Source organism: Enterobacter sp. SGAir0187 (assembly GCF_002952735.2).
Taxonomy (GTDB): Bacteria; Pseudomonadota; Gammaproteobacteria; order Enterobacterales; family Enterobacteriaceae; genus Enterobacter; species Enterobacter quasiroggenkampii.
On record NZ_CP025034.2, the window covers coordinates 1,355,399 to 1,379,740 of the forward strand.

Consider the following 24,342-nt stretch of genomic DNA (forward strand, 5'->3'; position numbering starts at 1 on the left):
AAATAGATTTTGACCACTTTGGGCAGCATGAAGTTGAAAAGAGCTATCGATCCAGCGTGATTTTGACAATAATATCGACCTTATCTGGATTTCATGATTACCATAACGGATACTTCTCTTACCGTCAGCCGATACGATTCGGTCTGGGTCTGGTAATCCCGTTCTTGGATGGGTATTTTTATGGGGGCCGGGCCAAGGAAATCATCCCAACGATTAAGGGCATCCTCTGGTTTAACTGGCTTAGGAGCATAAGTCTCATTGTGGTACCCCTGCCCTGGAGGATTAGGATTTTTTCCACCAGCATCAGATTCTGTCTTGCATAATCCCAGCGGATCAATCCACCTCAACGGATTCGGCGCATACTGATAAAGGTTCCACCCACCATTCAGCCCAATCGGATCCTGCACAATAAACCGTCCGACCTGCAGGTCGTAGTAGCGGAACAGGTTATAGTGCAGCCCCGTCTCACCGTCAGCGTACTGCCCGGCATAGCGAAGCGGCTGTTGCTACTGTGGTATTTTCTGCACCAGCCACGCGCACCTTACAGCAATAGGTGGGCTTCGCCAGGATCACCACAAGTACACTTTTATTAAAAATCAAGATCGACTTTAACTACCCCTGATGCATCTATTTTATCATCCTGAGCAGTAAGCATATCAATAAACTCATTGAAGGAGTTTGCTATTTTCGTCAGCCCGGAGGTCACTACTGAATGATTGAATATTGGATCAGACTCGTGATCCCAAAACCAAATCTCTCCCGACATACCTCCCTTGAGGCAAAGACAGATTTGATTATCACCAGACGAGGCTCCTATCGGTAACCATTGATCGCGAAAATCATTCCGGTATGTATCAGCCATTTCAAAGATAGTATATTCTTTACCCGATTCTGCAAGCCCGTACAAAGACTCAAGCGTATCGTTTCCTTGCTCATCAGACCACGGAGATGGTTGAAACGCCTTGAAAACAATATTTACATCAAAAAGAACAGAAACGCCAAAATGAAGTAAATAGACACGATAACTTTCAGGAATTGGCCCTATTGATGTTTCTAATGCTTTTAAACTCTTTTTCAGTTCATCTAATGGTAATGATGTCGGTTTCGCTCCAAAGCGCTCTAATTTTTTCAACATTTTCCTTTCCTCCTCATATCTGATGCGGAGCCAATATGTGGCACATTGCCATGAAGATCTCTTGGGACAAGAATTATGGTATTCGCAATCAGATGATGTGGAGTGTGCATCTTTTCCCTTAACAAATTCTGAGCCCCTTTCTGTGTAAGACCTTTTTCCTATGCAATGGCATTATTACCAATAGTAAAATACAAGCATATCTGACATTCTTTTTATTACTGTTTATCTATTTACTAACGTCTAAATGCAAAAAAAATAAGCCATGATCATATTCTGATTATGGCTTTATTTTGAAATATCATAAATCAACAGTTACATTCATTCCTGCATCAAGAGATGTCTCACAAATTTTCTTGTAAAATTCCGTAAAGCTATTAGTAATTCTATAGATATTGCCGCACTCATTTTGCTCAGCGATCTCAAACTCTTGGATATCATCCTCAGCATGTAGAGGTGTTCTGTCCCAATAATACACACCTTGGCTTTCACTGCCATTTAATATAAGGTAAAAGTTACCTCCAGGATCATCACCAATAATTAACTTATCATCAATGAAATCAAGTTCACTTAAAAAATTTTCATTTTGACGAAAAATGTCGTGGTTTGGATTTTTCATATTTATTCCAAAAAGGGCATAAAAGGCGATAACCCCTTCATCGACACCTTCATACTCTAACTCACAAAAATCCGGAGATTTTACAACAAAGCCATTTTTCAACCTGAGGAAATCTGTATAATCTTCAGGCAAACTAATTTTGAATTTTGCCTCCAAAATTTTAATTTCATCTTGAGTTGTAGGTTTACCGCATGAAATAGGCATAAGCTCTCCTTGCTAAGGTCATGACTTAGTGATCTTAGATACTCCACCTCTGTTATGGAAAAATCGATGGTAGTAATTAAAGCCGGAACTTAATGGTTTCCGGCATATTTCATTCATTTATCTAAATCAAAAAACATGTATCCTAGCCATAAAAATAATCATAGAATGCATCGAAATTTTCATTGCCGATAAGAGGCACAATTCTTTTCCGCAACTCATCAATAAAATCATCTTTTACTTCGTCATTATCATCTGCTATATCAAAGATATCATATTGGCCATATACCAAATCAATAAGCTCAGCTAATGAAAATATAAATCCAGAGAGACTGCTAGCTATTGTAAATGGTTCAATTACATCATAATTTGCATAAACAGGGGTATTCCCTTCATCGACAACCGCAATTATAGGTTTACCACCACCTAAATCATCACCAATAACAAGGTAATTGTCTGGTAAGTATTCATAACCATTTTGAGCATTCGAGAGTTCACTGACAGAATGAATTTTAATTGGCGTGAATCCTGTTTCAATTTTTAAATATTCAGGATTGTAATTTTTATATAAGTAATCAACATCTGTTGAACGAGGTAAGTTGGACGGGAATGCATTGTCCAGATCATTGACGGTGCTGAAACTCCCTGACAGCGAGTATTTATTGCAAATGACAATAAGTTGTTTTAATGCTTTTTCAATCTCATTCACAACAGTATCAGACGCATCCATAAATATAGCCCTCAGTAATAACTAATTAAATTAGAAAAAAAATTTTATAAAAGCAATTAAAAAATAAGAAAGCAAATGCATTCTGGATAAATACATCATCTGTATTATATAAGCCGGAAATAATTAATATTAATCCGGCTTGTATTCATAACTTAATTTTACGAGTACTGCCAAAAACCAGCTATGATATTCCCGCCAGATATGTTTTTATACAAATACAAAGCACCGTAACCAAAGATGTAATCACCATCAAGCAATGCATCTGGATAATAATCTTCATCTATCTGCATGAAAAATTCATAACCATCCTTCTGCAAAGCATCAAAATAATAATCTTCCGATTGTATTAACCTTGCTTCTTTGGTTTTAGTGATAAAATCAAACTCTTCATTTTCAACCTCATCATACCCAACAATAACTGCCTTATTAATGTGTTTTATCGTAAATGCATCATTATTGCTTTCATCAGAAAACGTATGCGTAAAAACTTTTACTGAACAATTGGGGTAGATATTGTTATCAATCATATCATCATATCCTTCAGGAATAAGTATCGTAATATACTCATGTCCATCATCAGGATTCTGAACTGTCAAATAAAACTTATGCCCCTGAATATCACCTAGTTTATCTAAAAAGTATTCAGGGATATTTCCACCAATCCGCCCAATGACATTACCATCAGGCAGGGTACTTATTTTAGCGATAAGATTAGATTTTAACATTTTGTCAACCCATTTTTTCTGGCAAACCCAATAGACTCTTCTCTAAGTTTCATTGCCGTTTCAGTGGCAAATTTTTTAGCGTTTTGACGTTCCCAACCTCTGTTATTCACCAAGTCTTCGTAAATACCTCTTCGAGTAATTGCAGTATTCCTGTTGATATTCTGCAATGCGGACTGGTTTTTTAGTACATTAGGATTATGCAATCCATATTTGGCCTGTAATTTGGATATGGTTTTATGCATAGCGTTTTCTTGCAAAGCTATCGCTGGGTTGGTAGTTGCAATACCAGACATTCTACCTTTTATTATGCCATTATTTCTTAGCCAAGCATTTTGTAATAACTCATGTGCAGTTAAACCGTCTTTTGCATGGACGGGGCTTCCATAGCCTGCGATTCCAAATTCGTTTATTAAACCCAGCGGATCAATCCACCCCAGCGGATTCGGCGCATACTGATAAAGGTTCCACCCGCCATTCAGCCCAATCGGATCCTGCACAATAAACCGCCCGACCTGAGGGTCGTAGTAGCGGAACAGGTTATAGTGCAGCCCCGTTTCACCATCAGCGTACTGCCCGGCATAGCGAAGCGGCTGGTGTACCATCGCCGTGGGATTCACAACCCGTGAGAACCCTTCGCTCTGATGGCGCACCTCGCCAAAGCTGCCGTACTGGCCGCTCCAGCGCACCCCGGCGCGCCGTTCAGATCGGTGTTAAACCAGTAAATCTCACCGCAGCTCTGGTCACGAAGGTGATCCACCCGCGCCTGCGTGCTCCAGTCTTCATTCGGTTCGTAAATATAGGTGCTGCACAGCCCACTCTCCTGCTCCAGCAACAGGCGGTAGCCCTGCCACAGGAAGCGGGTGTCGGTGATGCCGTGCGACGTGGTGACGATTTTCCGATTAGGAAAAAGTACTTACCAGACTAAAAAAGGTTGATGCGACAGAATTACACTCACATTCTTTGATTATTATTACCAAAGCATGAAAATTAGTACCAGCCTAAGAAACACCAAAAACTGGCACCTAATTTTACATACTTTTTGAAACTAGAACCATTTGGTGATTCTGGCAAGGAAGGATTGACAGGCATCACTTTCAGTTGCAAAAAATTCAATCTCTGTGCGTTTTCCACGTTCACTATAAAAAACACACCATAGCCCTCCATCGAAGATCAAACATAATGTCTCATCCTTAACACCATCAATAGAGTAGCTATCTCTAGGTATGTTTAATTTATTTAATTCACTTTGTAACTCTACTCTATCCACAGGTTTTGCCTTCTGTTTGCTTAATTACTTTCAAATGTCCGGAATCAATATAACTCTGTACAGATTGTTGGAGCTTATATTGAGTGCCCATACCCATTTCACCAAACCAAGGGGCAATTTTACTTTCCTGTACGTTTGGTATTGGCTTCATAACTTCATAAATAGTATAAGGTTTTGCATCAGTTCCTGGAGGCAAAGCACGCATCGGATATGGGGTTCCGACAGGTGATGTATAAGTACCACCCGGATATCCATAACGATCAATTTGTGTTCCTGGTTTCAATAAAGTTATCTTGGTTTCACCATAGGCACCATCATTTGGAGGCCAATAAGTGACCAGATCTGTGCCACTTAAGCCCCAAGGATCAATCCACCCCAACGGATTCGGCGCATACTGATAAAGGTTCCACCCACCATTCAACCCAATCGGATCCTGCACAATAAACCGCCCGACCTGCGGGTCGTAGTAGCGGAACAGATTATAGTGCAGCCCCGATTCACCATCAGCGTACTGTCCGGCATAGCGAAGCGGCTGGTGTGCCATTGCCGAGCGATTCACAACCCGTGAGAACCCTTCGCTCTGATGGCGCACCTCGCCAAAGCTGCCGTACTGGCCGCTCCAGCGCACCGCGCCGCGCTCGTCGGTCACTTCCAGCGGCGCGCCGTTCAGGTCGGTGTTGAACCAGTAAATCTCACCGCTGCTCTGGTCACGAAGATGATCCACCCGCGCCAGCGGACTCCAGGCCTCATTCGGGTCGTATACATAGGTGCTGCACAGCCCGCTTTCCTGCTGCTCCTGCAGCAGGCGGTAGCCCTGCCACAGGAAGCGGGTGTCGGTGGTGCCGTGCGTCGTGGTGACGATTTTGCGCGTGCGGCGGCCCAGCGCGTCGTAGTGATAGCGCGCCTCAAACCGCCCTTCCGGCCCGGTTCCCCGGGCGGACACCAGACGGTTCTCGGCGTCATACGCATAATGCTGTTCATACAGCCCGTTGCGGCGGCTGACCAGGTTACCCCAGTGATCGTATTTCATGAACAGCGCCTGCCAGTGCTGCAGGCGGTTATCCGTGACCGGTACCGGATCGTCACTGGCGGCGAGGTTATCCGCGGCGTCATAGCTGAACTGCGCCCGGCAGTGCCCCTGTCGGGCCTCGTAGTGCTTCAGCAGACGCCCTTCGGCGTCGTAGCCGTAGTCCACCTCACCGCGCAGGGTGTCGCTGACGCCGGAAAGCTCACCGCGCGCGGTATAGCGATACAGGCGTTCCAGTATCGCCTGCTCCGGCAGGGTCACGTCCGTGCTCAATTCGCTGCGCTGCAGGGTGCGTCTGCCGAGGCTGTCATACTGACGGAACTGCTCGCGCGCGCCCTGGGTGCGGCGCACCTCACGGTGCAGGCGGTCGCGCGTGAACTCGGTCACCAGCTGCTGCCCGAAGCGGATGGCGCTGACGTGGCCGGAGCCGTAGTGCAGCCAGGCCAGCTTTTGCTCGCCGGGCAGGGTCAGACCGGTCAGGTTGCTCAGGGCATCCCACTCGTAGCCCACCGCGCCGTTAATGCCGGACTCGCTCAGCACGCGGCCGGCGGAATCGTGGCGGTAAGCGATCTCATCGCTTTCGATACCCAGGGCAACGCCTTCGGCCGTCGGCGTGCGGCGGATGCGGGTGATCTGGCCGCTCAGGTCGCGGAAGTAGCGGTACTCCGCGTGGCGCTGAGTGCGCCCGATCAGCAGCCCGCTATCGTCATAGCTGAACTGCTGGACGCTACGGGCGATGCCGCCGTCGGCGGCAGGCCTGCCGTTTTCTTCGAGCGCGCAGAGGAACCCTCGCGCGTCCCATTCCATATGGCGCACGGTCTCGTCCGGGCGCGTTTCGCTGAGCGGGCGGCCCACGGCGTCGTAAGTGAAGCGGTATTCCGCCCCGTTGCCGTTATCGAGTCGCAGCAGGTTACCGCGCGGGTCGTAGCGCCACTGGCGCACGCGGCCAATACGGTCGGTAAGGCTGACCGGGAGGCCGAGCGCGTTATAGGCCCAGCTCACCTCGCTTTCCAGCGGGTCGCGCCAGCCCGTGAGCTGGCCGCGTTCATTCCACACCAGCGCCTCGCGGCTGCCGTCCGGGTGGATCACGGCGCTCAGCAGCCCGGCGTTGTTCCACTCCCGGCGCGTGATGTTCCCTTCCGCATCCTCGCTGGCAATCAGCTGCCCGAAGCGGTCGTAGGTGAAGCGGGTCACGCTGCCGGAGCAGTCGGTGCGCTGCGTCAGCAGCCCCTGGTGGTTCCAGACCAGGCGCACCACGCCGCCCGTGGCGTCGGTGATCCTCTCCGGCAGGTTTTCTTCATCATCGGGATAGCGATACGCGGTGGCGCTACCGGCCGGATCCGTCTCCGACAGCAGGCGGCCGCGAAGATCGTACCTGGCCTGCGATGAGGTGCCGTCCGGGTACACCGTGCGGGTGATGCGGTCGGTCAGACGATGCCAGTGATACTCCGTGCGGCGGCCCGCCGGGTCCGTCTCGCTGGTCATGCGGCCGTATTTGTCCCACGTGCTGCGGCGCATCGCCCCGCCGGGCAGGATGACGTCGCAGAGCTCGCCGTCGCGGTAAACAAACGTCGTCTGGCGACCGTCGTAATCCGTGAAGCGCGCGACGTTGTCGTCGTCATCCACCAGCCAGTGCGCCTGCGCGCCGTCTTCGCGGGTCGCGCGGCGGGTGCCGTTATCAAAATCGTATTCGAACGTCAGCTGTTCGCCGCCGCTGTGGCGGAAGCCGACCACGCGCGGCAGACCGTCAATCTCCCGCCAGCGGTATTCGCTCAGCAGGCCGTTGGCGTCCTCGTGGGCGCTCATCAGCCCGTCCTGCCAGCGGAAGCGTCGGCGCACGCTACCGCCCCGGCCGGTCACACAGACCAGCTGGCGCTGTTCATCATAAGCGTAACTGACCAGGCAGATCTCGTCATCCAGCCAGGCGCCCACGAGCCTGTCGCGGTCGTAGCGGCAGACCACGCGCTGGCCCGCGCTGTCGGTCAGAGCATGCAGGGTATTATCCGCATTCCACTCGAAGAGGATAGCGTTGCCGCAGGGTTCAGAGATGCGCTGGAGCAGTGACGGGGCATCATCCCGCAGCGGCGCATAGTGCCAGCGCTCGCCGCTGACGTCATACACCGACCAGCTGTCGTCCTGGTGGTGTTCAAGCCAGTTCTTTTCGCTTTCACAGTAGGTGCGCATCCCTTTCGGGACCTTCGGGAAGGCGACGTAATCGCCGGACGGCGCGCGCCACACCAGGCCGTCCTGATAAGGCTCCAGGCGGCTTTCCCAGAACAGGCTCCAGCCGCGGCCCAGCACGCTGTCGCCGGGGTTGCCGCTGCGCCAGTAGCGCTGCCAGCGCACAGGAAGACGGGAAGGGAGGATGAAGTCCAGCTCATCATCCCCGCTGAGAAACTTCTGTCCGCTGACAATATCCACCGGACGGGCGATGATCCCCGCGGCCGCCACGCCGGTCATCAGCGTGCCGGCGCGGCAGGCGATACGGGCCAGCTTGTTGATCCCGGGGATTTTCCCCAGCAGCTTAGACAACGCCCCGACTTTGCCGGCGGCACCGCCCCACCCGCCGATAAGCCCGGCGAACAGCAGGGTAAGATCGGAGACTTTATACAGCCACTCGGGGACTTCAGACTGAATGGGCAGGGTTTGCTGCGGGTCGCCGCCGATAATGACGTTATCCGAACCGGTCATCACCTTCGCGTCGCAGGTAGTGCGATCCCCGATGCGGGCCGCAGGCAGGCCATTAATGGAAACACGCGAGGAGCCTTCGGCCATCTGCTGCGAGCCGTCGTCAGAGCACTTTACCGCGCTGTCCGTGGCCATGGAGGCGGGTTTACCGTTGATAAACACATTGGGCGAGCCGGAGGTGATGACGCCTTTCTTCGTCATGCTGGATGCCCCGGCGTCCGCGATGCTGTCCCGGGCGGCGGTCGCCAGCTCCCCGGTGTAGTACCCCACGGCCAGGCTGGCGCCGACGAGCAGGACGCCCACCCCAAGGCAGGATGCGCCGAGTCCGGCAATAAACATCGCCCCCGCCAGAATGCCCCCGGCGGCAGCAATCAGGCCACCGACAATCGTTCCGGCAATCATCCCTGCCAGCGCACCGGAGTGGCCGATATCATCACCTACGCGTGCAGCTTCAAACATAACAACGGTCCCTGATGTTAATGGTGGAAGCGAAAGCTCCTGAGAAGATCGCCAAACAGCGCGCGGTCGACATCGCCAGGCGCGCGGGTGCAGGTCATGGTGAACACCAGAATTTTATCGTTCTCGACGTTAAATACGGCCTGCTGCTGCCAGATGCGTTTCCCGTCGCGCAGGTAGCTCGCCTGGACGGTTTCACCCTGCAAAAGGCCGTCGCCCAGCGTCGCGGCGCTGCGCTCCCCCTGCTTCCAGCCCTTGATGTGTTTTTCCATCAGGCCGAGCTGGCGATCGATATATGCGGCAAGCGCTTCGCCGGGGTTGAGGGCATCGCGGGAGATGTTGAACGCTGGCGCATCCGCAGCGGACGGCGCGAATACGTTGACGGTACGATCCTGATAACCTTCAGGAAAAGCGATCAGTCCTTCACTGAAAAGGCACTGCGAAGTTGGTTCTGACATTCAGCGGGTCCCACCACATTTTTTCAGAAGCGGTAAGTTTCGCATATGTGTTTAAGGCTGACTATCCCCAGATTATTGCCTTACGCTAGCCCTCGCCGAACGGAAATACAGCGGCCGTTAACCCGGCCCCTCGCTCCCTGCCGCCAGCAGCGGCACCACCACGTCGCTAATCGGCACCGCAATACCGTGCTCGCGCCCGTAGCGCTGGATCACGCCGTTACGGATATCCCACTCCATCGTACGGTTGGCCTGACGGTCCGCCAGAATCGACGTGCCGAGGTCCTCAGGCGCGCGCTGAAAGTTCGCCAGAATCTCCTGCGCCACGTCATCGGCCAGCTTCGCCCTCTCGGCGCGGGCGACAGTAAGCCCTTCCCGCAGATAGGCCAGCGCAAGCTCGCTGATATCCTCGCGCCTGAACATTCCGGCGCGGCGGTTGGACAACACCATCAGTCCGGCGACCGCGTTTTGCAGCAGCTTGCGCCAGGCGACGGTGGGGAAATCAGCCGAGAGCTCAACGTCACAGCGCGTACCGCGAAGCGCCTCCACCACGCGCTGCGCCTGCGGCACGTCCGGCAGGGTCAGGCGCGGTTTAGCCCGCAGCCACACGGAGGCATCCGGCTCGCGCTGCGCCGGGAACCAGACCACCGACGGCAGCACCGTTGCGCCGTTAACCCACGGCTCAAGCTGGGCTTTTTGCTCCACGCCGTTTTGCAGCGCACAGACCACGGTATTTTCATCGCACAGCGCGCGCAGCCATCCGGCGCTGTCGGCATTTTGCGTCGTTTTTACCGCCACAAAAACGAGATCGACGGGGCGCGTAATGACGTTCGGATCGGTTAATACCGGACCCGGCACGACCGTTTCACCTTCGTCGTAGCGCAAACGCAGTTCAGGATGCGCGGTGCGTCCGCACAGCTGCGGCGTGCGGCCCGCGTCGTGCAGCACAGCGGCAATGGTGGTACCAATTGCGCCAGGCCCAATCAGCGCAATCACAGGATGGTCAGACATGGTTAACTCCCCTTTTGCTAAGCCTGCTAACAGTTATACCACCCTGAGACGAGCGCGCCACACCCGTTGTCTATACTCAACACTCTACAGACAACGGAGTGCGCCATGCCTTTACCCGATTTTAAATCCTCTGAACCGTTCACCCTTGGCATCGAGCTCGAACTGCAGGTGGTTAACCCGCCGGGGTACGATCTCAGCCAGGACTCCTCCGCGCTTATCGCCGCCGTCAAAGACGACATCAAAGGCGGCGAAGTCAAACACGACATCACCGAAAGCATGCTCGAAATCGCCACCGGCGTGTGCCAGAACATCGACCAGGCGGCGGCACAGTTCTCGGTGATGCAGCAGAGCATCCTGCGCGCGGCGGCGGATCAGCACATTCAGATCTGCGGAGGCGGGACGCATCCGTTCCAGAAATGGCAGCGCCAGGAGGTGTGCGACGACGAGCGCTATAACGTCACGCTGGAGCGCTTTGGCTATCTGATTTTGCAGGCGACGGTGTTCGGTCAGCACGTTCACGTCGGCTGCCGGACCGGGGATGACGCCATTTACCTCCTGCACGGCCTGTCGCGCTTTGTGCCGCACTTTATTGCCCTGGCGGCCGCCTCGCCGTATATGCAGGGCACCGACACGAAGTTCGCCTCATCGCGGCTCAATATCTTCTCCGGGTTCCCGGATAACGGACAGATGCCGTGGGTCAACAGCTGGCAGGAATTCGAGGGGCTGTTCCGCCGCCTGAGTTCCACCAGCATGATCGACAGCATCAAAGATCTGCACTGGGATATTCGCCCCAGCCCGCATTTTGGCACCGTGGAGGTGCGGGTGATGGATACGCCGCTGACGCTCGGCCACGCGATTAACATCGCCGGGCTGATTCAGGCCACGTCACACTGGCTGCTGACCACGCGGCCGTATAAGCATCAGGAGCGGGATTTTCTGCTGTACCGCTTTAACCGTTTTCAGGCGTGTCGCTACGGGCTGGAGGGGGTTCTGACGGACGTGCATACCGGCGAGCACAAAACCGTGGCGGAGGACATCGCCTGGCTGCTGGAGCAGGTGGCGCCGTCGGCCGAGAAGCTCGGCGCGACGAGCGCCATCAATGAAATTGCCCTGCTGTTAAAGCAGGGCAAGAGCGAGACGCAGCGCATGCGGGACTTTATCTCTGACGGCGGCTCGCTGATTTCTCTGGTTCAGAAGCACTGCGAGCTGTGGGCGACGAGTCCGTAATGCCGTGACCCCACTCGCGCAGGCGCTGGAACAGCACGAACAGCGCCGGGATAAACAGGATCCCCACCACGGTCGCCACCAGCATGCCGCTGAACACCGTGGTGCCGATGATGCGGCGGCTCTGGGCACCCGCCCCGGTCGCCAGCATCATCGGCAATACGCCGATAATGAACGACACGGCGGTCATCATCACCGCCCGGAAGCGACGTGACGCCCCTTCCCGCGCCGCATCGACAATCGCCATCCCGTCCATGCGCCGCGCGCGGGCAAACTCCACGATAAGGATCGCGTTCTTGGCGGCGAGGGCTATCAATAGCACCAGACCTATCTGCACGTACACGTCGTTGGCATAGCCCGCTATCCACAGCCAGACCAGCGCCCCGCCGATGGCGAACAGCACCGAGAGCATCACGCTCGCCGGAAGCGTCCAGCTCTCATACTGGGCGACAAGGAACAGCCACGCCATCACCACCGCCGCCAGCACAATCCAGATCGCCTGGTTGCCGGTCTGCTGCTCCTGATACGACATGCCGCTCCAGGCGTAGTCGTACCCGGCAGGCAGGCTCTGCGCCAGAATTTCGCCCATCGCCGCCATCGCGGTGCTGCTGCTCACCCCAGCCGCCGCCGAGCCGCTCACCGATACGGACGGGAACTGGTTGTACTGCTGCAGGAACGGCGCACCGACGGTTGGCGTGATGGTGACGAGGTTGCTCAGGCGCACCCGCTCGCCGCTGTTGCTGCGCACAAACAGCTCGCTGATTTGCTCGGCGCGCTCGCGCCACTGCATCTCGTTTTGCATCACCACGTGGTAGACGCGGTTGTTGATGCTGAAATCCCCGGCGCGCGTGCCGCCAAAGGCGGTTTGCAGGCTGCTGAAGATGCGCGACACCGGCACGTCGAGGCGCGCGGCGCGCTCGCGGTCAACGGTCAGCGTCAGCTGGGGCACGTTACTGCTCCAGGTGGTGAACACGCGGCTCAGCTGAGGATGCTGGTTAGCTTTCGCCAACACCTCACGCGTCACGCGCTCCAGCTCCGCCGGGCTCTGCCCCGCCTGCGCCTGAATACGCAGGTCGAAGCCGGAGGCGTTGCCCAGCCCCGGCAACGTCGGCGGCGCGAAGGTCATGATGGTCGCCTCCGGCAGGGCCAGCAGCTGGCGCTGCAGGGTGCCCATCACCTCCTCCAGCGGCGGGCGCTCGCTCCAGTCCTTCAGCATGATGGAGATAAACCCGCCGTTGGAGGCGCTGGTGCCGTTGAGGATGTTAAATCCGGACACCTGAATCACGTCCTCCACCGCCGGATTTTGGGCGATCAGCTCCCGCGCGGTGGTCATCACCGCCTCGGTGCGCTCCAGCGAGGCCGCTTCCGGCAGTTGGACGCTGGCGAAGAAGTAGCCCTGGTCTTCCTGCGGCAGGAAGCCTTTGGGCATCGACGTAAAGCTGAACGCCACCACGGCCGCCGCGCCTGCGGTGGCCAGCAGCGCCAGCCACGGACGCAGGTTTAAGACATGCACGAGGCGGGTGTAGAAACCGCGCGTGGCGTCCAGCCCACGGTTAAAGGCGCGATAAACGGCCGCCGGTTTCTCCGGGCGCGGGCGCAGCAGCATCGCGCACAGCGCGGGTGTCAGGGTCAGCGCCACGAGACTTGAGAGCGTGACGGCGGTGGAGAGCGTCACCGCGAACTGGCGGTAGAGTTCGCCAACAATCCCCGGCAGCAGCGCCACCGGCACAAACACCGCCAGCAGCACCAGCGTGGTCGCGATCACCGGCCCGGCGATCTGGCGCAGCGCCAGCGCGGTCGCCGCCGTGCGGCTCTGCCCTTCCGCCATCAGCGTTTCGACGCTCTCCACCACTACAATGGCGTCATCCACCACCATGGTCAGCGCCAGAATAATGGCGAACAGACTGAGGGTGTTGGCGGAGTAGCCGAGCGTGTAGAGCACCGCGAAGGTGCCCACCAGCGACACCGGAATGGCGAGCGCGACAATCAGCGTTGCGCGCCAGCTTTGCAGAAACAGGGAAACGACGATAACCACCGCCAGCATCGTCAGCGCCAGCGAGACGCCGATCTCCTTAATGGTGGCGGCAACAAAAGAGGTGGTGTCGAATTTGACTTCATAGACGAGATCGTCCGGGAAACGCGTGGACAAACGCTCCAGCTCAGCGCGCACCGCGTCGGCCACGCGCAGGGCGTTGGCGGACGGCGTCGGGTAGATGCCGAGGTAGGCAGAGTCGTGCCCGTTCAGCTGCGCGCCGGAGCTGTAGCTGCGCGAGCCAAGCTCGATGGTGGCCACGTCCTTCAGGCGCACCAGCTGGCCCATCTCACCTGCGCGGATGATAATGTCGGCAAAATCTTCGGCCTGGTTTAAGCGCCCCAGCCCGTTGATAGTCAGGGTCTGCTGCTGGCCGTTGAATACCGGCGGCGTGCCGACCTGACCTGCCGCCCCCTGCACGTTCTGCTCGCGCAGCGCCTGCGCCACGTCATCAGTGGTGACGTTCAGGGCGTTCATACGGTCCGGACGCAGCCAGATGCGCATGCTGTAGTCGCGCGCGCCGAACATCTGCACCTGCCCCACGCCGGGCAGACGCGACAGCGCCTCGCGCACCTGGGTGCTGGCGTAGTTGCTGACGAACAGCGGTGTGTGGGTGTTATTCGGTGAGTAAAGACTTACCCCCATCATCAGGTTGGTGGCCCGCTTGCGCACCTGCACGCCGTTTTGCTGCGCCTCGGTCGGCAGCTGCGCCACGGCCTGCGCCACGCGGTTCTGCACGTCGATGGCCGCGAGATCCGGATCGGTACCCGCCGCAAAGGTAATGTTCAGGCTATAGGTGCCTTCGTCCGAGCTGGTGGATTCCATATAGAGCATGTGATCCACGCCGTTCAGCTGGGTCTCCAGCGGCGTGGCGATGGCCTCCGCTACGTCAGCCGAGCTGGCGCCCGGCCATGACGCTGACACATTCACCACCGGCGGCGTGATCTGCGGGTACTGCTCCACAGGGATAATCCTCAGCGCGATGGCCCCCAGCAGGGTGATGACCAGCGCAATCACCATCGCGAAACGCGGGCGTTTGATGAAAAACGTCAGCATGATGGCTCCTTAATTCAGTATCTGGACGGCAGCGCCTGGCTGCACGCGCTGCGCACCGTCAGTAATCGCTCGCTCACCGGGCTTCACGCCGGAGGCAATCTGGAACTGCTGGCCAATCTGTCCGGCGACCTTCAGCGGACGCATTTCGGCTTTGCCGTCGGCGTTAACCACCCAGGCAAAGAACCCGTCGCCGTTCTGCTGTACGGCAGCGGCGGGCAGCGTCAGCACCGGCTGCTCGCTTGCCGGACGCAGGTAGACGTTCACATTGCCGCCGGGCAGCAGCTGATGGCGCGGGTTGGCGAACTCGGCGCGCAGCATCACGCTGGCGGTGCGCGGGTCAATGCGGTTATCCACGGAGGTGAGTTCCCCGCTTATGCGCTGGCCGTTGCTGTCAATTAATGCCTGCCACGCCTGCTTCATGGCGCTGATATCCGCATGCTGTCCGGCTTTGGTGGCAAACGCCCCCTCTTCCAGCGCAAAGGCGATGCGGATCGGGTCAAGCTGCACCACCTCCACCAAAACGCCGCTCGCCGGGTTGACCAGGCTACCCACGTGGAAGCTGCTGTGCCCCACGCGGCCGTCAATCGGCGAGGTGATGCGGGTGTAGCTCAGGGTGACGTTGCGGGCTTCGAGCCGGGCCTTCGCCTGCTCGAGAGCGGCGCTGGCGACGTCGCGCTGCATGCGGGCGTTGTCCACGTCGTGACGGCTGATGGCGTTGCTGCTACCGAGACTTTCAAAGCGGGAAAGCTGCTGCTGCGCCTGGCGCAGCGTGGCTTCGGCGCTTCTCACTTCGGCCTGTGCCAGGCGCAGGGCAGCGCGCGGCTCGGCGTCGTCCAGCTCAAACAGTACGTCGCCTTTTTTCACGTACTGCCCGTCGCGGAAGTGGATTTTGGCGATCGCGCCTTCCGTGCGCGCCCGTAGCTCAACGGTGTGAATGGCTTCGATGCGGCCCGGGATCTGGCGCTCGGCGGCGTGGGCGGTTTGCTCCACGGTGGCGATGCGAACGGGAATGGCGGCAGCGAATGCGGGTTGCAGAGTGCAGGCGAGGAGCGCGAACAGGAGTGGGAATTTCATGGGATTACCTCAGGGTTGTTGCTCTAGCCCCGGCCCTCTCCCACAGGGAGAGGGTTAGGGTGAGGGCAAAAGGTTATGCAGCCTTACGGAACCTGCGGGTCAGTCGCTTCTCGATTTCGACGACGAAGAACATCACCCCAGCCACCGCCAGCGTCACGAACCAGTAGCGCAGCGGCAGCGCTTCGGTACCAAACAGCATCTGCATAAACGGCAGGTAGATAATCGCCGCCTGGAGCAGGAACAGCACGCCCGTCACCAGCCAGATCCCTTTGTTCGCCAGCAGGCCGCGGTTGAGGGAGAACCCTTCGGTGTTGCGGCAGTTAATCATGTATACCCACTGGGCGCAGACCAGCATCTGCAGCAGCACGGTGCGGATGAACTCCGCGCTGTGGCCGCGCGGAGCCAGCCAGGCTTCCAGCGCAAAGGCGGCGATGGCAATCATGGTGCCGACGAAGGCCACTCGCCAGACGGCGTAGGCGTCCATCACGTGCTGCCCGGTCTGACGCGGCGGACGGCGCATGATGTTGCGCTCGGCGGCCTCAAAGGCCAGGCCGAAGGAGAGCGTGGCGGAGGTGGCCATGTTCATCCACAGAATCAGCACCGGCGTCAGCGGAATGATGTTCCCCGCCAGCAGCGCAATCACAATCAGCAGCCCCTGCGCCAGGTTGGTCGGCATGATGAACAGGATGGTCTTCTTCAGGTTGTCGTAAACGCGACGCCCCTCTTTCACCGCGCTGGCGATGGTGGCGAAGTTATCGTCCGTCAGGACCATGTCCGCCGCCTCTTTGGTCACTTCTGTGCCCTTAATGCCCATCGCAATGCCGACGTCCGCCTGACGCAGCGCCGGGGCGTCGTTCACACCGTCACCGGTCATGCCGACGATTTCACCTTTGTCCTGCAGCGCTTTCACCAGGCGCAGCTTATGCTCCGGGCTGGTACGGGCGAAGATGTCATACTTCACCGCCGCGTCCGCCAGGGCGGTGTCGTCCATCTTCTCCAGCTCGTAGCCGGTCACCGCCTGCTCGCTGTTGCTGATCCCCAACATCTGCCCGATGCTCATTGCCGTCTGCGGGTGATCGCCGGTGATCATCTTCACGCGGATCCCCGCCTGCTGGCAGGCGTTAATCGCGTCAATGGCTTCCGGGCGCGGCGGATCCATCATCCCGGCGATGCCGAGGAAGATCAGGCCGTGGCTCAGGTCGTCATGCGTCAGCTCCTGCTCGCCGTTCGCTGGCCTGAACGCCGCGGCGACCATGCGCAGCCCCTGACTCGCATAGCGCTCCATCTCGCTTTCCCAGTACGCGCGGTTGAAGGCTTCCGCACCGTTGCGGGTCTGCTGCTCGGCACACAGGGCGAAAATCACGTCCGGCGCGCCGGTGATCAGGATCTGCTCCTCACCGCCAATCTGGTAGTGGGTGCTCATGTATTTGTACTGCGAGTCGAACGGGATTTTGTTAACCAGCGTGGTCGTTACCGGCTCAAGGCTGGCCTTCGCCGCCAGCACCTTCAGCGCGCCCTCGGTTGGACCGCCGGTGATGCCCCACAGCCCGCGATCGTCCTGAATCAGCTGGCTGTCGTTACACAGGTCAACGGTGCGCAGGTACTGCTCCAGCACGGTGCCCGGCTGGATGTGGACCGGCTCGTCGCTGCCTTCCAGATAGAGGTTGCCCACCGGCTCGTAGCTATTGCCGTCCACGCGGTAGCAGGCATCGGCGGTGATGATGGCTTTCACCGTCATTTCGTTCATGGTCAGGGTACCGGTTTTATCCGAGCAGACCACGGTCATCGCGCCGAGTGTTTCCACCGTTGGCAGCTTGCGTATAATCGCCCGCTTGCGCGCCATCGCCTGCACGCCCAGGGAGAGGATGATGGAGATAATGGCCGGCAGACCTTCCGGTACGGAGGCCACCGCCAGGCTAATCAGGGAGAGCAGGAGCTCGCCCATCGGGATCTCGCGGAACGCCAGGCTGAAGACAAACAGCGCGGCCATCATCGCCAGAATAATGGCGAAGATCGCTTTACCCAGCTTGTCCATCTGCACCAGCAGCGGCGTACGGTGCTTTTCGATATCCGCCATCATCTGGTTGATGTGGCCGAGTTCCGTATCCTGACCGGTCGCGGTGACCACGCCAATACCGCCGCCCGCGCTGACGGTCGTCCCGGAGAAGACCATATTGGTGCGATCGCCCAGCGGTAATTCACCGCTCAGCGGATTAACGTGTTTATCCACCACGGTGGATTCACCGGTCAGAATCGCCTCTTCCACACGTAAATTATGCGCTTCAATTAAACGCATATCCGCCGGAATACGATCCCCCGCACGCAATACAATAATATCACCCGGGACTATTTCAGTTGTGGGAATTGTTTCATGGTTGCCGTTACGAATAACGCGCGCCTCGCTGGCGAGCATATTACGAATACTCTTCAGGGATTTTTCCGCGTTGCTTTCCTGAATATGACCAATTAAGGCATTGATTACCGCCACGCCCAAAATAACCAGCGTATCAACCCAGTGGCCCATTACTGCCGTTAATACAGCGGCGGCCAGCAGGACATAAATCAGCACATCATTAAAATGGGCCAGGAAACGCAGCCAGGCGGGTTTGCCTTTTTTCTCCGGCAGCGCGTTCGGCCCTGTTTTTTGCAGACGCGCCTGCGCCTCTGCACGGTCCAGACCGCTGGCCTGGCTCTGCGCGTGTGCAAGCGCCTGCTCTACGGTCTGCTGGTATGCCAGCCCGCCGGAAGGCGGCACGTTAGGAGTCAATTTTTTTTCAGTCATCGTATTTTTCCTTCAATTTCCGGTGAACAGAAGCCTGAATTCCTTTCGGGCTTAAATAAATTCATTTTAAAGTCTTGCGGGTAAAATTGATCTACCGCAATATAATGACTTCTCGGTTATTCAAAACTGATTAAAACTATTTCGATGACCTGATTTTTACAAAATATTTCTAAACCAAAACTAAACGAGGGGGAACCATGTGGGGTATTTATCGCGGGCGCAGACTGGTGTTATACGTTATCGCGGCGATTGTTATTGCCACGTTAATTGGGTATAGCACCTATACATTTGTAAAATTATTTTCCTGATAAAGACGTTTATTTACATAATACGAAATTAATATGAATGTCGGGTCGTGTTTTGTTATTTATTCGCGAAATACTATCTTTTTTTTATTCATTAATGCCTGACTTGCTGATATTGCTTTACGTTGCAGGATGCCGGACAATGACATTTTTAACTGACGATTAACATTACGATGAAACACCCGCTAGAATCGCTGCTCACCGCAGGCGGCATTTTATTACTGGCCCTGCTTTCGTGCCTGCTGCTCCCGGCGCCTTCGCTTGGGCTGGTGCTGGCGCAGAAGCTGGTTCAGACCTTTCACATGGTCGATCTTAACCAGCTCTATACCATTCTGTTCTGCGTGTGGTTTTTACTGCTCGGGGCGATTGAATTCTTCGTGCTGCGTTTCGTCTGGCGACGCTGGTTTTCACTCGCGTCCTGAGCCCATAAAAAAGCCGGGTGGCGGCTACGCCTTACCCGGCCTGCACGCGACAGGTTAATGTGTCTGGCTATGGTTCTCTTTACGGTACGCACCCGGCGGCTGGTTGAACGTACGGGTAAAGATGCGGGTAAACGTCTGCTGCGAGTCAAACCCGTAACGCAGGCAGATGTCGTACACCCGGGCGTCGGATTCTCGCAGATCGCGCGCCGCCAGCAGCAGCTTACGTTCACGAATATAACGCCCCAGACTCTCCCCTTTGTACTGCATAAACAGCCGCTGCAGGTGCCATTTCGAGTAACCCGCGTGACGGGCAATCTCTTCTATTCGTAATGGCTGGTGCAGATTGTCGTCGATCCATTCGACGATAGTGTCGATGACTTGAGCGGAAATGGTCATACTGCTGTCCCCCTCTGCTTCTCGCTTAAACATTATTCCCACCACGCACGAAAGGTTTGCGCGGTGTCACTTACCCGGACGGGCTCGCCCAGTTCCGGCGTCAGCAACCGATAATTTTTATCCTGGCTGGCTTTTGCCAGCTGGATCAGCGGATCGTTCCAGGCGTGTTTCGCCAGGACGAAGCGTCCGTTATGCCCGGGCACCACGGCTTTCGCATTCAGATCCGCCGAAGCCTGCGCCGTTTCCTCCGGCAGCATGTGGATGTACTTCCAGTCCTGGTCGTATTGGCCGTTTTCCATGATCGCGACGTCCACTTCGCCAAACTGTTCACCGATGGCACTGAAGTGCGGGCCGTAACCGGAATCTCCGCTGTAGTAAACCTTCTGCTCTGGCGTGACGAACATAAAGCTGCCCCACAGGGTGCGATCGCGTTTGATGCCGCGACCGGAGAAGTGACGCGCTGGCAGAACGTGCACCGTCAATTCATCGCTGATGCGTACCGACTGGTTCCAGTCGCGTTCGTCAATAATCTCGGGCTTCATCCCCCAGTAACGCAGGTGGGAGCCGACGCCCAGCGGCGTCACCACCCGCTTCACCTTCGGCAATAGCGCCCTGATGGTGGCGTAATCCAGATGATCGTAGTGATCGTGTGAGATAATCAGCAGGTCGATCTCCGGCATGATTTCAGCCCGCCACGGATACTCGCCGGCAAAGGCCTTATTGAGGAACGAGAACGGCGCGGAATAGTTGCCAAGAACCGGGTCAATCAGGATCCGTTTGCCCGCGAGCTGCAGGTACCACGAGGAGTGACCGAGCCACACCAGGGTGTCCTGCTCCAGCGGCAGGCTCGCAAGATCGGTTTTCACCAGCGGCAGCGGCTGGGCCGGGCGAGCGTTTTCGGTTTTTTTGGTCAGAAACTCCCACATCGCGACCAGCATATTTTTGTCACCGTTATAACCCGGCGTCGGCAGCGTATTGTGGAATTTCCCCTCGCGATACTGGGGAGAGGCCTCCACTTCAGTAAGCCGTTCACCCTGCGGCGGCTGGCCGAATCCGGCATTCAGAACAAACGGTAAACTCGCGGCTGAAGCAATAATCATGATTAACACCACGCAGATGAAGAGAGGTTTTTTCATATCCTGACCCGAAAACGCGCCCCATCCGATAGCGTGCGCAGGGTAAACTTGATTATGAGTGAGTAAGCACTCATTATAGATATGATGATAAAGTCGTCAAGACGTTTTCGATCTTTGACATTCCGCGTTGCAGCGTGTCAAAGCACGTGTTTCAATCAGGGTTTTTATAATTGACAGGAGGAAAAATTTAGTGGCACGTCCGAAGAGTGAAGATAAAAAACAGGCCTTACTGGACGCCGCAACGGCGGCGTTTGCACAGTCAGGTATTGCCGCCTCAACGGCGCTCATTGCCCGTAAGGCGGGCGTCGCCGAAGGCACCCTGTTCCGCTACTTTGCTACGAAAGACGATCTGCTGAATGCCCTCTATCTGCATCTGAAGCAGGATCTCTGCCAGACCATGCTGGCGAACCTCGATCGCACCATTACGCTGCCCAAAGAACATACCCGCAATATCTGGAACAGCTATGTGGACTGGGGTATTCGTAACCCCGTTGCCCATGCGGCGATCCGCCAGATTGGCGTCAGCGAAAAGCTGAGCGCCGAAACGGAACAGGCGGTGAAAGAGATGTTCCCGGAACTTCACGAGCTATGCCGCCGTTCGGTGCGCCCGGTGTTTATGTCCGATGAATTCAAAACGTTTGGCGATGCGCTTTTCTTATCGCTGGCGGAAACCACCATGGAGTTTGCCACCCGCGATCCGTCCCGCGCCACCGATTTTAAAGCGCTGGGTTTCGAAGCCATGTGGCGCGGGCTGGCTCAGGAGGATAACGATGGACAGTAAATCCCTGCAGGCGCACGCAAAACGTGTCGCGCTGGAGATGCCTTTCACCGAACACTGCTGGCCGTTTGGCCCCGAGTACGACGTGTTTAAGGTGGGCGGGAAAATTTTTATGCTGATGGCCACCGCACACGGACGCCCCCACGTTAGCCTGAAATCCGACCCGGAAAAATCGCTGTTAAATCAGCAGATTTATCGCGGCGTTGAACCGGGCTATCACCTCAACAAAAAGCACTGGATTTCCCTTTACGGTACGGACGACGTGACGCCGGAACTGGTTACCGATCTCATCAATGATTCCTGGCATCTGGTGGTGGATAAACTGCCGAAAAAAGACCAGAAGTGGATCCGGCCGGTCTGATTGTTCGTCTGAGACGAACAGATTAAGCGCTCGAATTGCCCTTATCTTTTTCCACGTCCCGCTGTAATCTGCTCACCTTTCGCGCCCGCACGCGGGCGAATTTCATTACCAGGAGTAGTTATGGATATCATTTCTGTCGCCCTGAAACGCCACTCCACCAAGGCGTTCGACGCAAGCAAAAAACTGACCGCTGAAGAAGCGGAAAAAATCAAAACCCTGCTGCAGTACAGCCCGTCCAGCACCAACTCCCAGCCGTGGCACTTTATTGTCGCCAGCACCGAGGAAGGAAAAGCGCGCGTGGCGAAATCCGCGGCGGGCACCTATGTGTTCAACGAACGCAAAATGCTGGATGCTTCTCACGTGGTGGTGTTCTGCGCGAAAACCGCGATGGACGACGCCTGGCTGGAGCGCGTTGTCGATCAGGAAGAAGCCGATGGCCGTTTCAACACGCCGGAAGCTAAAGCCGCGAACCATAAGGGCCGCACCTACTTCGCCGATATGCACCGCGTGGATTTGAAAGATGACGACCAGTGGATGGCGAAGCAGGTTTACCTGAACGTCGGTAACTTCCTGCTGGGCGTGGCTGCGCTGGGCCTGGACGCGGTACCGATCGAAGGTTTCGACGCGGCGATCCTCGACGAAGAGTTTGGCCTGAAAGAGAAAGGCTTCACCAGCCTGGTGGTGGTGCCGGTTGGGCATCACAGCGTGGAAGATTTCAACGCCACGCTGCCGAAATCTCGCCTGCCGCTGAGCACGATTGTGACCGAGTGCTAAACCTTACTGGCACGCTGGATCCCGGCGTGCCAGCCATCAGTAAAGCGTGATCTGCGGATGCTTAACCCCACATACCAGCGCATATCGCGTTAATGTATCAAGGCTCGCCCGGGTGATATTGGCTTCCATTCGCGATACCGTTGGCGCGCTGACGCCCATTCGCTCCGCAACCTGAGCACGCGTCAGGCCAGCATGATTACGCCATTGTGCCAGCATCTCCTGCAAACGTTCTTTACGGGCTTCCGCATCAAAAGACGCCTTTACTTCCGCATCACTTAACAGCTCGGTTCTTAATTCGTCCCAGTCAATAATCTTTTTGCTCATCCAACATCTCCTGTTGTCTTTTCAGCGCCAGACGAATCTCAGCAGAGGGTGTTTTTTGCGTCTTTTTGATAAACACACGCAACAGGAAAATCGTCTTTTCCCGCTGGTACACATAGATCCCACGGCTATGGATCGCCCCAACGGTTCTGATTTCAAACAAACCATAGGGTAAGGGCTTGCTGTCGGGTTCTCGTAGTGCTGTCGGGTGAGTGCGTAATTTATCAAGTTGGCGAATCAGCTTCGCCTGTACCTCTGCTGGCAATGCGAGAATTTCTTCTCTGACGGCCTCATGAACGATAAGTCTGAACACGATTTTTCATCCCTGATGATATTAGCATATAAGACAATTTGCATTAAAGGCTAACATTGCCTTTCATGACGCAATTTATACGCTTCAAACAGGCTAAACCGAAACCGTGCTTATTCCCTGAAAGCCCCTCGCAAAAAAACTATTTCCCCTGCGCCGCCAGCCACGCCATCGCCCGCTCTCCCGCTTCATCCACCGGCAGATACACCAGCAGCCGCGATCCGTTTCGCGGCGCGGAATACCAGTACATCTGCTGCAGCGTAAAATCCCCCAGCTCGGGATGGGTAAACAGCTTGAGCTGATTCTCCACGCCGCGCACGTCGTTGCGCTGGTGCCACAGGGTTTTGAACTCTTCGGACACCGCGAAGAAGCGCGCCAGTTTGGCCTCCCACAGTGGGTCACCCCGGTGTTCGGCCATCGCCGCCCGGAAATAGGAGACAAAAATGGGCAGCACGTCGTCGCGTCTGCCGAGGCGCGCGCGCCACGCCGGATGCGTGAGGAACAGATAAATACAGTTGCGATCTTCGGGAGGGATGTCATTGAAATCGACGCCCATCAGATGCCCGAAGCTGTCGTTCCACGCCACGATATCGAAGTTCGGTTTTTGAATGCTCGCGGGTTTCGGCATCAGCGTATCCAGCAGGCGTCGGGTGCCTTCGCTGATGCCTTCGCAGCAGACCGCCTGCGGCGCTTCACCCGGCGGCAAACCCGCTAACACAAACAGGTGCCGGGCCTCGGTCGGGGTGCATTGCAACGCTTTTGCCACGGCTGCCATCACCGCGCTGGACGGATTGACGTCCCTGCCCTGCTCAAGCCAGGTGTACCAGGTCACGCCCACGTCAGCGAGCATCGCCACCTCTTCCCGGCGCAGACCCGGCGTGCGGCGACGGCCGCTGCGCGGCAAGCCGAGACGCTGCGGATCGAGGCTTTCACGCCGGGCGCGTAAAAATGCCCCGAGCTGTTTTCGGGTGTCATCCTGAAGTGAGACGACGGGTTCAGACATCAGCGCCATAAATCCCCCTGCATGGTAGTGCCAGTACCAGTATAAGCAAGAACTGGT

The 24,342-nt window shown here is 56.3% G+C and carries 22 protein-coding genes and 2 pseudogenes; 5 read left to right on the forward strand and 19 right to left on the reverse strand.

Annotation, left to right across the window (positions count from 1 at the left end; translation table 11 throughout):
- Positions 1-320: 320 nt before the first annotated feature.
- The 11 genes and pseudogenes from CWR52_RS23575 to CWR52_RS06635 all read right to left on the reverse strand — a co-directional run.
- Positions 321-503: pseudogene (locus tag CWR52_RS23575) on the reverse strand (RHS repeat-associated core domain-containing protein); the annotation flags it as partial.
- Positions 504-589: 86 nt separating this feature from the next.
- Entirely contained in the window at positions 590-1,135 is a 546-nt protein-coding gene (locus CWR52_RS06590; protein ID WP_104949189.1) for an SMI1/KNR4 family protein, read from the reverse strand.
- Positions 1,129-1,245: an HNH endonuclease gene (locus CWR52_RS23580; RefSeq protein ID WP_114149324.1), complete on the reverse strand. Its 117-nt coding sequence runs from the start codon at positions 1,243-1,245 to the stop codon at positions 1,129-1,131. Before CWR52_RS23580 ends, CWR52_RS06590 begins: the two co-directional genes overlap by 7 nt.
- Positions 1,246-1,433: 188 nt before the next feature.
- Positions 1,434-1,955: an SMI1/KNR4 family protein gene (locus CWR52_RS06600; protein WP_104949190.1), complete on the reverse strand. Its 522-nt coding sequence runs from the start codon at positions 1,953-1,955 to the stop codon at positions 1,434-1,436.
- 142 nt (positions 1,956-2,097) lie between these two features.
- A complete protein-coding gene (locus CWR52_RS06605) occupies positions 2,098-2,682 on the reverse strand; it encodes a hypothetical protein (RefSeq protein WP_104949191.1) in 585 nt (194 codons plus the stop codon).
- A gap of 158 nt (positions 2,683-2,840) precedes the next feature.
- A complete protein-coding gene (locus CWR52_RS06610) occupies positions 2,841-3,407 on the reverse strand; it encodes a hypothetical protein (RefSeq protein WP_104949192.1) in 567 nt (188 codons plus the stop codon).
- Positions 3,408-3,814: 407 nt separating this feature from the next.
- Positions 3,815-4,305, reverse strand: a pseudogene (locus CWR52_RS23520) (RHS repeat-associated core domain-containing protein); the annotation flags it as partial.
- A 147-nt stretch (positions 4,306-4,452) separates the two neighbouring features.
- Positions 4,453-4,674, reverse strand: coding sequence for a hypothetical protein (locus CWR52_RS06620; RefSeq protein ID WP_072251983.1), 222 nt, complete (start codon positions 4,672-4,674; stop codon positions 4,453-4,455).
- Complete coding sequence (locus tag CWR52_RS06625) at positions 4,667-8,848, reverse strand: glycohydrolase toxin TNT-related protein (protein WP_104949193.1); 4,182 nt, start codon at positions 8,846-8,848, stop codon at positions 4,667-4,669. Before CWR52_RS06625 ends, CWR52_RS06620 begins: the two co-directional genes overlap by 8 nt.
- 17 nt (positions 8,849-8,865) lie before the next feature.
- Positions 8,866-9,303, reverse strand: coding sequence for a DcrB-related protein (locus CWR52_RS06630; RefSeq protein WP_104949194.1), 438 nt, complete (start codon positions 9,301-9,303; stop codon positions 8,866-8,868).
- 117 nt (positions 9,304-9,420) lie between these two features.
- Positions 9,421-10,311, reverse strand: coding sequence for an oxidoreductase (locus CWR52_RS06635; protein WP_104949195.1), 891 nt, complete (start codon positions 10,309-10,311; stop codon positions 9,421-9,423).
- A gap of 105 nt (positions 10,312-10,416) precedes the next feature.
- Between CWR52_RS06635 and CWR52_RS06640 the strand changes: the two genes are divergently transcribed.
- Complete coding sequence (locus CWR52_RS06640; RefSeq protein WP_104949196.1) at positions 10,417-11,538, forward strand: YbdK family carboxylate-amine ligase; 1,122 nt, start codon at positions 10,417-10,419, stop codon at positions 11,536-11,538.
- On the opposite strand, the gene CWR52_RS06645 is transcribed toward CWR52_RS06640, so the two are convergent.
- The 3 genes from CWR52_RS06645 to CWR52_RS06655 form a co-directional block, all read right to left on the reverse strand.
- The gene (locus CWR52_RS06645) at positions 11,468-14,623 is read right to left on the reverse strand and encodes an efflux RND transporter permease subunit (RefSeq protein WP_104949197.1); all 3,156 of its coding nucleotides are present in this window, start codon (positions 14,621-14,623) and stop codon (positions 11,468-11,470) included. The genes CWR52_RS06640 and CWR52_RS06645 overlap by 71 nt on opposite strands.
- A 9-nt stretch (positions 14,624-14,632) precedes the next feature.
- Positions 14,633-15,697: an efflux RND transporter periplasmic adaptor subunit gene (locus CWR52_RS06650; RefSeq protein WP_104949198.1), complete on the reverse strand. Its 1,065-nt coding sequence runs from the start codon at positions 15,695-15,697 to the stop codon at positions 14,633-14,635.
- A 73-nt stretch (positions 15,698-15,770) separates the two neighbouring features.
- Positions 15,771-18,479: a cation-transporting P-type ATPase gene (locus CWR52_RS06655; RefSeq protein ID WP_104949199.1), complete on the reverse strand. Its 2,709-nt coding sequence runs from the start codon at positions 18,477-18,479 to the stop codon at positions 15,771-15,773.
- Positions 18,480-18,957: 478 nt separating this feature from the next.
- Between CWR52_RS06655 and CWR52_RS06660 the strand changes: the two genes are divergently transcribed.
- Positions 18,958-19,206, forward strand: a complete 249-nt coding sequence (locus tag CWR52_RS06660) for a DUF1158 domain-containing protein (protein ID WP_013097677.1) — start codon at positions 18,958-18,960, stop codon at positions 19,204-19,206.
- A gap of 54 nt (positions 19,207-19,260) precedes the next feature.
- Here the strand turns inward: CWR52_RS06660 and CWR52_RS06665 are convergent, their stop codons facing one another.
- A complete protein-coding gene (locus CWR52_RS06665) occupies positions 19,261-19,602 on the reverse strand; it encodes a RamA family antibiotic efflux transcriptional regulator (RefSeq protein WP_010428317.1) in 342 nt (113 codons plus the stop codon).
- A 32-nt stretch (positions 19,603-19,634) separates the two neighbouring features.
- The gene (locus CWR52_RS06670) at positions 19,635-20,738 is read right to left on the reverse strand and encodes an MBL fold metallo-hydrolase (RefSeq protein ID WP_104949200.1); all 1,104 of its coding nucleotides are present in this window, start codon (positions 20,736-20,738) and stop codon (positions 19,635-19,637) included.
- Positions 20,739-20,928: 190 nt separating this feature from the next.
- On the opposite strand from CWR52_RS06670, the gene CWR52_RS06675 reads away from it, so the two are divergent.
- The 3 genes from CWR52_RS06675 to nfsB all read left to right on the forward strand — a co-directional run bounded on the left by CWR52_RS06675 (position 20,929) and on the right by nfsB (position 22,651).
- Positions 20,929-21,519: a TetR/AcrR family transcriptional regulator gene (locus CWR52_RS06675; RefSeq protein ID WP_104949201.1), complete on the forward strand. Its 591-nt coding sequence runs from the start codon at positions 20,929-20,931 to the stop codon at positions 21,517-21,519.
- On the forward strand, positions 21,509-21,877 hold the full coding sequence (locus tag CWR52_RS06680; RefSeq protein ID WP_104949202.1) for an MmcQ/YjbR family DNA-binding protein: 369 nt from the start codon (positions 21,509-21,511) through the stop codon (positions 21,875-21,877). The genes CWR52_RS06675 and CWR52_RS06680 overlap by 11 nt, the downstream gene beginning before the upstream one ends.
- Before the next feature lie 120 nt (positions 21,878-21,997).
- Positions 21,998-22,651 (forward strand): oxygen-insensitive NAD(P)H nitroreductase, encoded by a 654-nt coding sequence (nfsB, locus tag CWR52_RS06685; RefSeq protein ID WP_021241586.1) that lies wholly within the window; start codon positions 21,998-22,000, stop codon positions 22,649-22,651.
- Positions 22,652-22,687: 36 nt separating this feature from the next.
- Here nfsB and CWR52_RS06690 read toward each other — a convergent pair whose 3' ends face one another.
- The 3 genes from CWR52_RS06690 to CWR52_RS06700 form a co-directional block, all read right to left on the reverse strand.
- Positions 22,688-22,975: a helix-turn-helix domain-containing protein gene (locus CWR52_RS06690; RefSeq protein WP_104949203.1), complete on the reverse strand. Its 288-nt coding sequence runs from the start codon at positions 22,973-22,975 to the stop codon at positions 22,688-22,690.
- Positions 22,956-23,285, reverse strand: coding sequence for a type II toxin-antitoxin system RelE/ParE family toxin (locus tag CWR52_RS06695; RefSeq protein ID WP_104949204.1), 330 nt, complete (start codon positions 23,283-23,285; stop codon positions 22,956-22,958). The genes CWR52_RS06690 and CWR52_RS06695 overlap by 20 nt, the downstream gene beginning before the upstream one ends.
- Before the next feature lie 139 nt (positions 23,286-23,424).
- Positions 23,425-24,294 carry a helix-turn-helix transcriptional regulator gene (locus CWR52_RS06700; RefSeq protein ID WP_104949205.1) on the reverse strand — a complete coding sequence of 290 codons (870 nt, stop codon included), beginning with the start codon at positions 24,292-24,294 and terminating at the stop codon, positions 23,425-23,427.
- Between the last annotated feature and the right edge of the window lie 48 nt (positions 24,295-24,342).